14 protein-coding genes are annotated in these 14120 nt (G+C 70.0%); 6 read left to right on the top strand and 8 right to left on the bottom strand.

What is annotated here, in order from left to right; translation table 11 throughout:
* Positions 1-65: 65 nt before the first annotated feature.
* Positions 66-566, bottom strand: a complete 501-nt coding sequence (locus tag AC07AW_RS39690) for a GNAT family N-acetyltransferase (RefSeq protein ID WP_478820337.1) — start codon at positions 564-566, stop codon at positions 66-68.
* 132 nt (positions 567-698) lie between these two features.
* On the opposite strand from AC07AW_RS39690, the gene AC07AW_RS39685 reads away from it, so the two are divergent.
* Positions 699-1421, top strand: a complete 723-nt coding sequence (locus AC07AW_RS39685; RefSeq protein WP_478820336.1) for an ArsR/SmtB family transcription factor — start codon at positions 699-701, stop codon at positions 1419-1421.
* 319 nt (positions 1422-1740) lie between these two features.
* Positions 1741-2445, top strand: coding sequence for a restriction endonuclease (locus tag AC07AW_RS39680; protein ID WP_478820335.1), 705 nt, complete (start codon positions 1741-1743; stop codon positions 2443-2445).
* Positions 2446-3506: 1061 nt separating this feature from the next.
* On the opposite strand, the gene AC07AW_RS39675 is transcribed toward AC07AW_RS39680, so the two are convergent.
* A complete protein-coding gene (locus AC07AW_RS39675; RefSeq protein ID WP_478820334.1) occupies positions 3507-4535 on the bottom strand; it encodes a zinc-dependent alcohol dehydrogenase in 1029 nt (342 codons plus the stop codon).
* Positions 4528-4965 carry a tautomerase family protein gene (locus tag AC07AW_RS39670; protein ID WP_478820333.1) on the bottom strand — a complete coding sequence of 146 codons (438 nt, stop codon included), beginning with the start codon at positions 4963-4965 and terminating at the stop codon, positions 4528-4530. Before AC07AW_RS39670 ends, AC07AW_RS39675 begins: the two co-directional genes overlap by 8 nt.
* A 45-nt stretch (positions 4966-5010) precedes the next feature.
* Between AC07AW_RS39670 and AC07AW_RS39665 the strand changes: the two genes are divergently transcribed.
* From AC07AW_RS39665 to AC07AW_RS39655, 3 genes are all read left to right on the top strand, one after another.
* Positions 5011-5628, top strand: a complete 618-nt coding sequence (locus tag AC07AW_RS39665; RefSeq protein ID WP_478820332.1) for a TetR/AcrR family transcriptional regulator — start codon at positions 5011-5013, stop codon at positions 5626-5628.
* A gap of 399 nt (positions 5629-6027) precedes the next feature.
* Complete coding sequence (locus AC07AW_RS39660; RefSeq protein ID WP_478820331.1) at positions 6028-6480, top strand: hypothetical protein; 453 nt, start codon at positions 6028-6030, stop codon at positions 6478-6480.
* Between the two features lie 972 nt (positions 6481-7452).
* Positions 7453-7656: a cold-shock protein gene (locus AC07AW_RS39655; protein ID WP_147981444.1), complete on the top strand. Its 204-nt coding sequence runs from the start codon at positions 7453-7455 to the stop codon at positions 7654-7656.
* 888 nt (positions 7657-8544) lie between these two features.
* Here AC07AW_RS39655 and AC07AW_RS39650 read toward each other — a convergent pair.
* The 3 genes from AC07AW_RS39650 to AC07AW_RS39640 form a co-directional block, all read right to left on the bottom strand.
* The gene (locus tag AC07AW_RS39650) at positions 8545-9921 is read right to left on the bottom strand and encodes a HEAT repeat domain-containing protein (protein ID WP_478820330.1); all 1377 of its coding nucleotides are present in this window, start codon (positions 9919-9921) and stop codon (positions 8545-8547) included.
* An 87-nt stretch (positions 9922-10008) separates the two neighbouring features.
* Entirely contained in the window at positions 10009-10968 is a 960-nt protein-coding gene (locus AC07AW_RS39645) for an NAD-dependent epimerase/dehydratase family protein (protein WP_478820329.1), read from the bottom strand.
* Positions 10965-11564 (bottom strand): hypothetical protein, encoded by a 600-nt coding sequence (locus AC07AW_RS39640; protein WP_478820328.1) that lies wholly within the window; start codon positions 11562-11564, stop codon positions 10965-10967. The genes AC07AW_RS39645 and AC07AW_RS39640 overlap by 4 nt, the downstream gene beginning before the upstream one ends.
* A gap of 98 nt (positions 11565-11662) precedes the next feature.
* Here AC07AW_RS39640 and AC07AW_RS39635 point away from each other — a divergent pair, with 98 nt between their 5' ends.
* The gene (locus tag AC07AW_RS39635) at positions 11663-12352 is read left to right on the top strand and encodes a TetR/AcrR family transcriptional regulator (RefSeq protein WP_478820327.1); all 690 of its coding nucleotides are present in this window, start codon (positions 11663-11665) and stop codon (positions 12350-12352) included.
* 283 nt (positions 12353-12635) lie between these two features.
* Here AC07AW_RS39635 and AC07AW_RS39630 read toward each other — a convergent pair whose 3' ends face one another.
* Together AC07AW_RS39630 and AC07AW_RS39625 are read right to left on the bottom strand one after the other, a co-directional pair.
* Complete coding sequence (locus tag AC07AW_RS39630) at positions 12636-13406, bottom strand: hypothetical protein (RefSeq protein ID WP_478820326.1); 771 nt, start codon at positions 13404-13406, stop codon at positions 12636-12638.
* Between the two features lie 225 nt (positions 13407-13631).
* Positions 13632-14117, bottom strand: coding sequence for an NUDIX domain-containing protein (locus AC07AW_RS39625; protein WP_478820325.1), 486 nt, complete (start codon positions 14115-14117; stop codon positions 13632-13634).
* Between the last annotated feature and the right edge of the window lie 3 nt (positions 14118-14120).

The following is a 14120-nucleotide window of genomic DNA, read 5'->3' as shown; positions in this document are numbered from 1 at the left end:
GGTGGCAGAGACTTGGGCGAGGCAGAGCGGACGGGACGGATGACGGTCCAACGAGCACGGCGACCTCACCGCGACCGAACGGGATCGCCGGTCGGAGCGGCGAGTTCTTTGGTCATGAAGACGCGGCTGGTGCCCGCCGGGTCGCAGGGCACCTCCCCCAGACGTTTCCACCCTTGCTTCTCGTAGAAGCCGGGGGCCTGGAAGGTGATCGTATAGAGCACGGCCGTGCGGCAGCCGCGGGCGTGGGCCTCGTTCTCGGCCTGCTCAAGGATCTCTGTTCCCAGCCCATTGCCGCGCAGCCCGGGCGGCAGGTAGAAGAGGTCGAGGAAGAACAACCCGAGAGAGGTCCGCCCGGTCAGCCCGCCGACCACCTGACGCGTCTCGGGATCACGGACCAGGACGGACAGAGGTCTGCGGTCCGCGATTCCCGTGTGTTCGGTGTTGAAGCGGTCCAGTGCCTCCGAGATCACCGCGATGTCCGCCGGGGTGGGAGCGTCGGTGACCACAAGGTCCGTCTGGGGTCCGGGATGGTGGGAGGCGGTGACGGTCGTGTCGGACTCGGTCATGGTTGCTCCAGTACGTGAGCGGAGGCGGCACGGCCTCGCGGGCGGATGCAGGTGCGGGGCCGGTGAGCCCTGCGCACGTGCCGACGCTAGGACAGGGACGCTTCGACGGACGTCGAAGGAATGTCCGCGACAATGGGCACCGTGGACATTCAGCGCGCGGGTCAGGATGTGGGTGTGGACCTGGCGGGCGTGGCCAGGCTGCTGGCCGACGGCACCCGGGCCGCCTTCTGCCTGGCCTTGCTCGACGGCCGGGCGTGGACAGCGAACGAGCTCGCGCGTTATGCCGGCGTCGCACCGTCTACCGCAACCTCGCATCTGAACCTGCTCGTGAACGGCGGCCTCCTCGTCGAGGAGCGGCACGGACGCCACCGCTATGTACGGGTGGCCGACCGCAGGGTGATCGAGCTGATCGAGAGCCTTGCCGCGCTGGCTCCCCAGCACAGCGCCCCACCGCGTTCGCTGGCGGCCTCCGGCCGACAGCAGGCACTGGCCCGTGCACGGCTGTGCTACGACCACCTGGCCGGTACCGTCGCGCTGGCGATCACCGACGCGATGGTCGAGCGCGGACTGCTGGAGTGGGGTCCCGAGCCGGGCCTGACCGGCAAGGGTGCCCTCTGGCTTGCAGAGGCCGGGATCACGGTGCCCGCCGGCTCACGCCGACCACCGGTGCGCGCATGCCTTGACTGGACTGAGCGCCGTCCCCACCTGGCCGGCGCCGTGGGCGCCGCCCTGTGCGCCCACGCACTCGCCACCGGATGGATGACGCGCATCGGCACCACCCGCGCTCTCCTCGTGACGCCCACCGGCCGCCGAGCATGGCACGACTACCTCGGCCTGCCGCCCGCGGAACTCTGATCCTGCGGCGGTCGTCGACCACGCTGGCCACCGTCTGCGGCGGCTGATCCCCTTCATCACGGCAGGGAACGACTGGTACCGCTCATTCGCGATGCCGGACTATGTGTAGCTGACCCGGCCGCGCGGCAGTGGGGGTGACTCGACGGGCTGGTCGGGATGCAGTGTGGATCGCCAGGATCAAGAACAGACGGGCCGAGCGTGTGTTGCGTCCTCGCTTGCGCTTTCGGGAGCCCGCCTCTTGTCGGCCATTGGCCGATCGGCGCCCTTATGGTTGGGCGCCGTTTCCTTGATCCTGCTGTGCCGGACCAGAGGGAGGGCCATGGCGGCGGCACGGAAGCGGCGGGTATCGGCTGCGCGCAAGCGCCGGCGGCAGCGACTCAGGGGTGGCGCGATCGCTGCCGGCGTGGGTGTCGTCGCGGTGGTGGCCTTCTGGAGCGTGGTCTGGCCCTATCTCCTCGGTGCGACGGTGCTCGGCGGTGCCGCTGTCGGTGGGTGGCGGCTGTGGCGTACCGATCGGGCCATGAGAGGCGAGGATCGGCGCTGGCGGCATGACGAGGCCGTGAAAGCCGGGCGCCGGACGCTCGCCGAAGTCGACGCGATGACCGGGACGGAGTTCGAGGACTTCGTCGTGGACTTGTGTCGGCGGGACGGGTGTACCGACGTGCGGAGGGTCGGCGGCTCGCACGACAACGGCGCCGACGTCCTCGGGATCCTTCCCGATGGGCGGAGCATGGTGATCCAGTGCAAGCGGTACACGCCCAAGAGCAAGATTCCCAGCCGGGAGATGCGTGACCTGCTCGGAGCGAAGGTGCACTTCAAGGTCGACGTGGCGATCTTCGTGGCCACGACGTACTTCAGCGGTCCGGCGGAGAAGTTCGCCACCGAGAACGACATGCTCGCCATTCATCGCGATCACCTCGGCCTGTGGAACAACGGGGCCTCGCTGCTGTCGCTCGGGGCGGTGAACGGCCTGGGGCAAGGCGACCGGCGGCATCGAGAGCGTTGGAAGGAGACGTACGAGTGAGGGCGGGCGACTCCCGGAGGGTGCGGTGACGGGGCCATCGCCATTCGTCGGGCAGGCCCGGGAAGATCAGGCACCCCTCGTCATAGGCGAGCAGAAGGCGAAGTCGGCTAACTGGTAGGGGGATCTCGCGTCGGTGGCGAGGGCGGCGGGGCCTCCGGGGGCGTGGGTGAGGGGGCTACCCGCTCCGACGCCTCCGAGCTGCCCTGCGTACGAGACAAGCTCCGCGATCTCCCGGACGAAGCCCACGCCCGCGCCCCCAACCCCGAGTACGGCCAGTCCCTGTGCTGGCTCACCTCCAGCCCCTGGACAGGAGACGCCTATGGCACGGCCCTTCGCCCGCTGGCCACGCTCACTCAGGCACGGTTGACCAATGGGGTCGGTTCCGCGGAGGTCCGGTTCACCCCGAAAGGGGCATGCGGACCGGCATGACGCCGAGTACGAGGTTCTCCATGGCCTCCGGCATGCGGTTGCTGGGGTCTCTGTTCAGCCAGTTACATCGACAGCGCGTCCGGGGTTCCATCCCGCACCCCGCACCCCGCACCCCGCACCCCGCACCCCGCACCCCGCATCCCGCATCCCGCATCCCGCAGGACGGTCTCCACCTCGGACGGCCACACATACGGCTTCTCCGGTCGCACGATGCCCTCGGAACCCACCAGGCGGGCCGCGAAGCGGCGGCCTCCGCGGGGTCGGATGTCGTCAGCCGGACGATGTCACCCGGCTGTGTGCGGCCCACCGCCGAATACCCGTCGCGACGGGCGAACATCGCCAGGAGCGGGGCGTGTCCCCATTCCTCCCAGTCGTGCCCTGCCGACACACCCAGCTGCTCTATCGACACCCAGGGGTACATCGCTCCGAGGATGGCTTCCTGACGGGCGGCCTCGATCAGGCACTTGTCCACCGCGGGGATCCCATGCGGTACGCGGCGGTGGCCGGTGAGTTGTCCGGTGCGGGTGCGGAATCCGTCTGCCTGGTGGTTCAGGGTTTGCGGGGAGGCCGCGGCGCGGACGGTCTCGTCGAGGAGCAGGCGCGGCTCGTGGCCGGGGATGGTGACGATGTGGTCAGCGTGCTGGCTCGGCCGGCGTGGTGTCGCGGACGAAGACGGGCTTGAGGTGTTTCTCGGGCAATGCGTCGGGGAGCTGCTCCCAGTCGAGCACGTGGGAGACGACGCGCGCGGGGTCGACGGTTCCAGAGGCGGCGAGGTCGAGGGCGTCGGGGATGTGGGCGCGGACGTTGTCGCGGGCGATGCGCAGCGTGACGCCGGTGAGGTACATGTCGAGCAGGGGCAGTTCCCCGGGGCGGAAGTGGTTGCCGGCTGACTCGCAGATGCCTTCGGGGGCGAGGGACTTGAGGGCGAGGGCGAGCTGGTCGACGCGGCCGGTGGCCTCTACGGCGACGTCGAAGCCGTGGCGGATCGGTTCGACGGTCTCGGCAGTACGGGCGCCGAAGCCCTCGGCGAGCTTGCGGTGCTCCGCGTCGGGGTCGACGTAGAGGACGTCGGAGGCGCCGAGGGCGCGGGCGATGTCGCACACGTACAGGCCGATGCTGCCACGGGCGACAACCAGGACCCGGGCGCCGGGTCGGGTCTTGAGATGGGGTGCGACAAGGCGCCAGGACAGGGACCAGTTGTCGCTGGCCGAGGCCATGGCGACCGGGTCGAGGCCGGCGGGCAGCGGTACGAGCATGGCGTCGGCGTACGGGACGCGGACCAGGTCCGAGAAGAGTCCGCCCCAGCTGCCGCCGATCGGCGCCCCGTACATCGCCATGTGCGGGACCGACGTGCAGTGGGCGGTGAGCCCGGTGCGGCAGTGATCGCAGGTGCCGCAGCTGATGGACCAGGGCACGACGACCAGGTCCCCGGGAACCACAGTGGTGACGTCGTCGCCGATGTCGGTGACGCGAGCGACGCACTCGTGGCCGAGGGCGAACGGCGGGTCGATGAAACCGTGCCCGGCCAGGATCGCGGAGTCCACATCGCAAGAGGTCGCGGCGACGGGCGCGACGATCACCTCGCCGGCCGACCGGACCCGGGGGTCAGGGGCCTCGCGCCACTCGACCGTGCGCCGGGCGACGTAGGTGAGCTCACGCATCGGCCTGCTCCTTGTTCTGCCGGGCGAGGGCGACCAGGTCGGCGTAGCGGATGACGGAGCCGCCCGCACCCCAGGTTCCGTCCGGCTGCTCGTGCACGAGCACCCACACCCGCAGCGCGTCGTCCGGAGCGAGGCCGGCTGCGGCGAGGACGGTCTCCGTCGCGTCCTGTACCAGTCCGGCCTTGCGCCGCTCGGACAGCGCCCCCTGCGGCACCGTCACCTCCACGAGGAAGCGGGCCTCGCCGTCCTCTGCGGTCGTCTGGGCGCCTTCGGGCAACTCGATGAGGTAGCTCCACGCCTGGGAGCGAAAGAAGGCGGTGTCGGGTGCGCCCTCCCAGCGCAGCAGTACGGCCGCGAGGTCGCGCTGGACGGTGGTACGGCCCTCCTCGGTGAGGGCGCCGGACGGGACGGTCAGCCGGATCATGGGCATGGCAGCTCCTATGACGAGCGTTATAGACGCTGGTCACGGTAGACTATGACGGACGTTATAACCAGAGGGGGTCCACACGTGGCCAGGAGCAGTACGCCGTCGCGGGAGCGGATCGTGGCAGGTGCCGCGGACATGATCAGCCGGCGTGGGCTGAGCGCCACGAGCATCCGGGAGATGGCCAAACACGCCAAAGCGCCGCTCGGCTCGACGTACCACTACTTTCCCGAAGGCAAGCAGCAACTGGCCACCGAGGCCGTCCGGTACACGGGCGAGTGGGTCGCCCGCAGCCTGCGCAAGGAACTGGAGGCGGGGCCGGTCGCGGGCCTCCGGGCCTTCCTCGACCTGTGGCGGAAGATCGTCGTGGACAGTGACTTCCATGCCGGCTGCCCCGTCCTCGCTGTGGCCATCGAAGAACCCCAGGACGGTGAGATCCCTCCCGTGCTGACGGCCGCAGCCGAGGTCTTCGAGCAGTGGGAGACCCTGCTGGCCGACTCGCTCCGGGCGCACGGGGCCGAGCCCGAACAGGCCGCGCAACTCGCCACGCTCACGGTCGCGGCCGTCGAAGGCACGGTGGCGATGTGCCGCGCCCAGCGCAGTACCCAGCCGCTCGACCGCACCGCCGAACAGCTCCAGGCCCTCGTCGCCGCCGCGACCGCGAACTGACGCGCGTCCGGGCGTGAAGTGCGAACCTCCGGGCGTCCGTACCTCCTGGCGAGGATGCGGATGCCCCGCCGCGGGGTGGCGTCAGGTGCCGAGTGCGGTACGGACTGCCTTGACCTTCTCCTCCGTGAACACTCCGGTGTCCAGTAGGGGGAGGACGGACGGCACTCCGCCGCCGGGACGCGTTCGAGGTCGGCGTCCGGTCCGGTGTCCGCGAGCAGCTGTCCATCGATCGCCATCATGTCCGGCTGACGCTCCACAAAGTGCACCTGGAACCCGGCCCGCGCCGGCGGAGGGAACTGCCCCGCTTCTGGCACGAGGGCCGTATCTGTCAGCGTCTCGGCGGCACGCTTGTCCACACCGTCCGCCATCCCGGTGACGTCGCTGAGCGCAAGGAAGACCATGGTCACGGAACGAAACATCCGGACGAACTTCGCCTTCTGTCCCCCGGAGGGGGACGGCGGAGCTTGGCAAGCCACACTGCAGACCCTGGAGCGGGCGTTGCGAGAGGCGTTCCCTGATCCCGCCATCGGGCACCGGAGGTCCGGCATCCACGAGATGACCGTTCTGGACTTCGAGATCGAGTCGGCGCCCGACGTGTGGGTGGACGGTACCGCCGCCATCGCCGAGCCCGACTATGCCTACATCACCCTTACGGACGTGACAGCGGATGAAGCCGGCGTCTTCGCTGTCTGGTTGCGTGACTCCTTCGTCCCGGCACCGAACCTCGTGCGCTTCACCAGCAGCCTCGCCATGGTGAACGGCGAGGACACGCCCTCGCTGCTGCCGGCCACAGGGAGCCGCGAAGACATCTGTGACCTGTTGCGGCGACACCTCGATGCATTCGACTACTGACCCACGGGCTGGAAGCGGACAGTCTGGAACGGGCCGTGGTACGCCACAGCAGGACTCGAACTTGCTCGTTGGGCGTCTCACCAGTGGGTGAAGTCGCAGACGCCGGCGGGGGCATAGGCGTCCTGGACGGGGGAGTGGTTGCCGTCGAGTTCGTCGGGACGAGTGAGTGCAGTGCGGCCATGAGGGCGGTGTTGCCGACACGTACGCGGCCGTTGTGGTCGTGGAGAGAGACATCGAGCCCCAGAGGGCCGTCGGTGCCGGGCGCGGTGACGTACAGGCGTGCGGTGGTGTGGTCCTGTAGCGGGAAGCCGTCCAGTCGCAGGTGACTGCTGTCCTCCGGGTCGTCTGGGGGTTGAAGCATCAAGGCGGCGGCGTGGAGTGCGTCCCCGAGCTCGAACGTGACGTGGTCGAGGACGTCGAGCATGTGCCGACGGGCGTCGGTGAGCGGAATGCCCAAGGGGTCGGTGCTGTCGGGCGCAGGGGGATGGACGAGGACCTGGCGGAAGGCCGCGATCAGGTGGGTCCAGGGGATGGTGTCCCCCGTGCGGCGGTCCTTGCTGTTGAGCTTCACCCGTGGCCCAGGCCAGGGCTGCCGCTCTAACACCCACGCTGTCGGCGTGGGGCGCCGTCGCGCACGGGGCGGTGGGCCGCCCCGGGATGAAGTAAACCTGTCCTCCAGTCGACGCTGATCCCAGACGATCTGCTCACGCCTCAGCGTAATCGCTCGTCACTGAGAGTTCCGAGAACTAGGGGAGTCCGTGGTTGGTCTCGGCCTCAGGATGCGTTGACGGGCGGCGTGCATGGCGCCGGGGAGGGGCTTGAGACTGTTACGGACGGGCACGGAATCCGAACAAGATCTGGTGAATGGGTGTAAGTGCGCGTCCGTCCGGGGAGGACTGGTTCGGGCGTCCGAAGGGGACGCCCGGGGTGGCTCGAATCCGGGCTACCGCTGAATTGACCAGAAGGACGAGCATGGCCAGCGGCACCGTGAAGTGGTTCAACTCCGAGAAGGGCTTCGGTTTCATTGCCCAGGACGGAGGCGGACCGGACGTCTTCGCTCACTACTCCAACATTTCCGGAAACGGATACCGCGAACTGACCGAGGGCGAGACGGTGACGTTCGACATCACCCAGGGCCAGAAGGGCCCGCAGGCAGAGAACATCATCCGCGGCTGAGTCCCGCTCTCACTTCTGGTGGTGCCTCCACCATGTGGAGGCACCACCGGCTTGCCCAGTGACGTGGTCCCTCAGGTCCGCAGTGCGCAATCGCAGTGGGCTGCGGCGGCCCTGGGGCACCTCAGATCCTGCCTGGACCAGATGGCGTCGTGACAGTCATCGGGTCACTTCGGCACGTCTCGAGCAGCTCAGTCACCCCTCCCGGGCTCGGTGAGCCCGGCGTCCAGTGCTGGGTGTGCCCCTTGCCGCTCCAGCCCGACCGGCCTCCGGCCTTTCGAACACCGCTCACCCGATGGGCAGGACGCCACCGAAGGCGATGCGCTGTTCAGTACCGACCGCTTTGCTTGACCGCCGACGGCCAGGCCGCCGCCTCGCAGGCACTCGACGGCTCACCGACCGCTTCCGCTGCGGTCCCACTTGATCGGATACGACACCGTCGGCGCCGGCCGCGAAACCGGCTTCGATCCGCCCGGCCACGGTATTGGGAACTTCACCGTAGGAGTCGAGCGGGGAACGGGCTTGTCCCAGCCGGGCCGCTTGATCGGATACGTCACCTGGGGCGAGGACCGCGGACCGGGTAACGGCTCCGCGCTCGCCCCGCCGCCCGCCGAGGCGCCAGTGTTCCCGAACACGGCCACGGCCACCACGATCCCCACAGCGATTGCCGTCTGCTTCGCTGTCCCCGGCGGCGCCCGCCAATGCCCGCGAACCACGGTTCCATTGCTCTTCGCGTACTGCCCGATGAACGGCAAGTCCTGGACCCCCCTGGTCGGGCCGCGCCTCCCTGCGCGGCCCGACCATCCAAGCATCCGCCACTGACAACTCGTCACCCCGCGATCGCCGATGGTCCCGGCGTCTCCCCGGTCGGCCTGTCGCAGGGCCGAAGGATCACACGGGCAGCGCCCCGGCGGGGTGACCGTGTTCGCGGCCGCATGCGGTGAGAGCGAGGACCCCGTGGCCCGAGGTCTCGGTGTGCACTCCTAGTGCTCCGGGGTCGACCGACAACCGCGCCGCGATGTCGTTCGCGTAGCAGGTGTCGGGGATCTTGAGCTCTTCCTTGACCTGGTTGTACCGGGCGGTGAACGCGTCGGAGTCCGAGGTGTTCACGTCGTCGAACGCGTCGTCGGGGAAGCCGTCCTCATGGGGCAGGAGGTAGCCGGCTTCGGCCGGGTGCGGGGGTTCATCGTCGCCGTTCTCCTCGGCGTCCTCCGCGTCGTAATGACGTACGACTTCTCCGTCTTCGGCGATGCACCAGGCGGTCCAGCCGTCGCCGCAGTTCATTCCGTACCACTGGGCGGACCCGAAGCGAAGGCTGAGGTCGGTGCACCGTTGTCTCACGACGAGGGGAAGGGACCCGTCCTCGTCCTCGTCGTCCGCGTCCTCGATGCGGTGGGTGTCCTGGGAGGAGTCGCCGAAGACAAGCGTCCAGCCGTCCAGGGCGGGACTGACGAAGACACGGGAACAGGCTGCGTGCGGATGGGTCCGGTCCCCGTCGTGGTGGTCCTGGTTCCAGGCCGCCGCGCCGGTCCGAAGGGTGACCGGCTGTGGGCTGCCGAGATCGAACGCCTTGAGTACGGCGTCCTGGTCAGTGGTCGGCACCGCGTACCAGGACCCGCACAGGTGCATGCCCTCCGGGACCTCGGCCAGCAGCTTCATCCTCGTCAGCCGACGCCAGGCGTCCCGGTCCTTGGAGTCGAGACCGTCGGGGCCCGAGATTGCGGCGAGGGCTTCGAGCGCGCCGGCGCGCACCCTGGGGCCGGATGCGGGCCGGCGGCGAACGCGGCGCAGGCTGGGCACGGCGGCAGTGCCGATTGCCTCGAATGCCCAGACCGCTCGCTGCCGGACCTCGGGTTCGGGGTCGCCCAGCAAGGGGACAAGCCGGTCGACGAAACGCACCGCCTCTTCACCGCGGGTCTGGAAGGCGAAGAGAGCATCGCTCCGAACCCGCGGGTGCGCATGATGCAGGAGTGGTTCGTAGACCGCCGGATCGTCGACCTTGAGCCGTCCCAGCGCCCACCCGGCCCTTCTCGCGATCTCGGGCGAGTCCGCGGCTGCGGCTGCCTGTGCCAAGGGCAGGAGAGCGGGTTCCCCGATCCGGCACAGCACGTCCGCCGGGACCGTCCAGTCGACGGGTGACTGCTCGTCGCAGAGCACGTCCAGCACCGCCCCGACGACAGCGTCTCCCTGCTCCACGAGCGCGTCACGCGCCGAACGGGTGAGTTCCCAGGAACCTGAGAGGGACTCGGTCAGCAGTTCCATATCCATGGTGGGCACCCTAATCGGGGGCGCTGACAGTGAGTCACCTGCTCAGCGGCGACCGGTGTTGAGCACAGATTGTCCCTGCGGGCTTGCTCACTTTCTGAGGGCTCGGTATGCCGCCACCGTCCGCTCCATCGCCTCCTCGACCGGGGTGGCGACGGCGCCGAGCCGGTCCCGGATGAGGCTCGAGTCGACCTCGAACGGCTCGGCGAACTCGTACTGCATCTCGATGAGTTCGCGCACCGTGCGGTTGACCGCGCCCATCGCGTACAGGGCGAACGTCGGCATCCGGCGCAGCCGGGCGGCGCCGGGGCGGCCGGTGGCCTGGTGGGCCAGGTCGACGAGCTCGCGGGTGGTGCGGGTGTGTGGGTCGTTGGGGAGGTGCCAGATGCGGCCCGGGGCGTCGGGGTGGCGGCCGAGGAGGGCAAGTGCTTCGCCGATGTCGGGGATGAAGGTGTACGTGTGCGGCTGATCCGGGTCGCCGAGGACGGTGGCGGTACGCCCGGCCAGCAGGGCAGGGAAGACCAGGTCGCCGAGGTTGGACTGGGCACCGCCGCGCGGCCCGAAGTAGTCGGAGGCGCGGCCGATCGCGACCTCCACGCGCCCGGCCTTGTGCGCGGCGAGCAGGTCCCGGGCCATCCGGCCCCGGAGCCGGCCCTTGCGGGTGGTGGCGGCGTCGGGGGTCTCCTCGGTGAACGGGCGGCCCCCGGGCGGCCCGTAGCTGTACACATTGTCCATCGAGACCATGCGGGCACCGGCCGCCTCGGCCGCGGCGAGCACGCCGGCCTGGAGCGCGGGGAACTCCTGTTGCCAGCGGTGGTACGGCGGGTTGAGCGCCTGGTAGACGACGGCCGAGCCGGCCGCGACGGCGGTGGTGAACGCGGGATCGGCCGCGTCGCCGGCGACGACCTCGACACCGGCGGGGACGTCCGCGCGGCCGGACCGGTTGACGACGCGGACGGACTCCCCTTGGCGCGCGAGCGCCTCGGCGACGGCCGTGCCCACGGCGCCGGAGCCGAAGACCACGTGACGGGGTGGGGTGGTGTGCTTCATGCGTCGACCTCGCGGAGAGAGTCCGAGCCGGTGGTCCGGCCGGGGAGGGTGGTGGGCAGGAGTCTGTGGAGCAGGATGCCGGAGAGGGCGGAGAAGGTGAGGGCGCCGGTGGCGCCGAAGACGGTGAACCGTGCGTCCACGCCGACACCCGCGAGCGTGGTCACCGTCCAGCCTGCCGCCCACAGGGCCGGCATGGCCGCCGCCCAGAGCCACGGCAGGCGGGCGGTGTGCGGCAGGGCGCAGGCCTGGGCCACGCCGAGCAGGACACCCTCGACGGCGCCCATGAGCGCCAGCGAACCGAGATCGGTTCGGTAGTCGACCAGGGCGGCGCCGAGCAGGAGGCCGAGCCCGCTGCCGGCCGCGGTGGCCGCGGACCAGCGCGGCGCGCTCAGCCGGCCGGAGGAGAGAAGCGCCTGCCCGGCACCGATCACCGCCCCCGTCACGACCCCGCCCACCAGGGCGCTCATCGCGTCGTCGACCGGACCGGCCGCCGCGCGGCCGGCGAGTCCGGCGATCGGGAACGCCAGGAAACCGGCCGTCCATCGGATCCAGACGCGCAAGGCGGGGCGTCTGGGGTCGCGCAGGGAGACACGCATGGGATCACCTCCAATTTCTGTACGCTGTGCAATTAATGTACGCCGTGCAAAAATGGATCGTCAAGGTGTCGGGTCAGGACAAGCAAGGAGGCGAACGGATGGCACAGGACACGCCGCCGGCGAAGCGGGGCCGGAAGCGGGCTGTCGGCGAGGACGAGGTGGTCGCGGCTGCCATGCGTCTGCTCGGCGCCCGAGGCGCCGACGCGGTGAGCATCCGGGGCATCGCTGCCGAGCTGGGACTCGCGCCGAACGCCGTCTACACGTACTTCCCGGACCGCGCCGCGGTCGTACGCGCGGTCGTCGAGCACCTGCTCGGCGAGACGGACCTCGCGGCCCTCACTGCCCGCGACACGCCCTGGCGCGACCGCATCCACACGCTCGCCGCCGACCTGCGGCACCGTCTGCTCGCCCACCCGGGCGCGGTCCACCTGCTGCTCTCCGGCCCGATGGACGGACCGCACGCCCTCGCGCTCGGCGAAGCCCTCCTCATGGTCCTCACGGATGCCGGTCTCGACCCGACGGAGGCGGCGCGTGCCTCGTACCTGCTGATCGTCCAGGTCCTCGGGGCGATCGCCCTGGAGGCCGCCGAACTCCCCTCACCCGCAGCGCCCCCGCCGGTCGCCGAGCGGGTCGCGACCCGCCGGGAGCAGCTCCGCGCCGTCCCGGCCGACCGCTACCCCCGTACGGCCGAGGCGGCGGACGCGATCGCCCAGTTCGTCTCCGACGAGCAGTACGCCTGGGGGCTCGACCGGGTCCTCGACGGCATCGCCGGGCGAGCGAAGGGCTGACGCTCCTCTCCGACGTACTGGAGTCAGCCCGCCGCGTCCCGCATCCCTGCCGCACTCGCATGCGGAAGGCGAGTGCGGCGCGCCCGCGTGGGTGTGCGCCGGTGTGGGCTGCGGGTGGCGCGTACGGCCAAAGGGATGCGCGTACGGACAAAGGGATGCGCGTACGGACAAAGGGGCGGCGGTGCGCGAAACGCGGACGGCGGCCGGCAGCCGGTGCGGAAGTCCCACCGGCTGCCGTGCCAGTGCGGAAGTCTCACAGGCCGCCGTGCCAGTGCGGCCCTCCTCAGGCCGGGTAGGTGATCGAGCCCAGTGGCGGGCAGGGGGTGAGTACGGTGCTTGCGCGGGGGCGTTCGACGAAGGCGCGGGCCTCGGCGGCCCGCAGGCGCCGGGAGTCCAGCTCGTCGGCGTCCCAGGCGTCGCGCCTGGCACGGGGGTAGTCCCACGTGTCGTCTATGAGACTGAGGCTGGTATTGCCGGAACTGCGCTGGAACTCCGCCTTCAGGACGACCTGTTGGAGTGCGGTCTGGACCGCGGCGAGATCGATGCGGGTGATCAGGACGCCGAGGGTGTTCGGTTCGCGGGTCGGCATGGGGGCCTGGGGGAGCGGCGACACCCCGGTGTCGAGACGGCCGATGTTGTCGACGCTCGCCTGCTGGGCGTCCTGCGACATGATCTGCATTTCCTGGTGCAGCCAGAAGAACTCGTCGAGGTCGGCCTGGGTGATGAGCATCCGCTCGTACACGGCTCGGAAGCGGGGGTCGTGATGCAGCGGACGCATGGGCGGGACGTGGAGCGCAACGCAGTCGTTGTAGCCGGCTGCCACCGCGGCGTCGAGATGGAAGATGGCCTGGTCCGTCTGTCCGTGCACACTGGCCAGTTCGCCGAGGCTCGCATGGCCCGCGGCGACGAGCCAGGTGCCGTCGGGTCCGAGCGCCGTGGCGCGCGCGACGATGTCGTGGAGACCTGCGGTGCCCACCGCGGCGGGGCCCTTGGTCAGGATCGCCACGAGCACTTCGTGAACACGGGCGGCCAGTGAGTTGACGGTGTCGACCATGGATCTCCTCGGACCTCGGTGGTGAAGAGCGAAAGGGCGTTGGATCTTTGACAACTCCCATGGACATGACGAGCGGACGGGGTGAAGGGGTTCCTGCTCGGGCCCGGCTGGTGATCACGAGTGGCATCGGCTTCTGATCCTGCTCGACCGCGAGGTGGGACTCGATGGCGAGTCCAGCGGGGGAAACGTCCGAGCCCTTGGTGGTCGGGTTCAGGCGGTCGTTCGTTACGAGTCGACTGCGCTGGTCGCAGTACTCAACGAGCCATTGAGGACCGGGACTTCAGTCGCTTCAAGGATACGGAGGGCGTCGGCGGCTGCTGGTGACAGCGAGGCGTCGTCCCGCAGGTCGGCCAGCGGAATCCACGCCGCCGCGTCGGTGGAGCCGTCGATCTCGGTGACCGTCGGCGGCCCGCCCTTGAGGGAGACGGAGTAGAACAACGCCGTGAGGCTCCAGCTCACTCCATTGCGCCGCGCTGCGTAGGTCCGGGCGTCGAGCAGTCGAGCATCGGTGAGTTCAAGCCCTGTCTCCTCCAGGAGTTCGCGGGTCAGGGCCGTCACCGGCTGCTCGCCCGGGTCGATTCCACCGCCCGGCAGGTGCCAGAGTCCTGGTGCGAAGACGGGCGAGGCGTCCGAGAGCCGAATCAACAACAGCCGGTCGTCCTCCACCGCGATCGCGTAGACCGAAACGCGCGTCCGTACGTGAGCGTCCACGAT

It is taken from the genome of Streptomyces sp. NPDC044003, assembly GCF_056435185.1.
The sequence above is the reverse complement of the archived record's forward strand: the minus strand, read 5'-3'. Positions and strand labels throughout refer to the sequence as shown.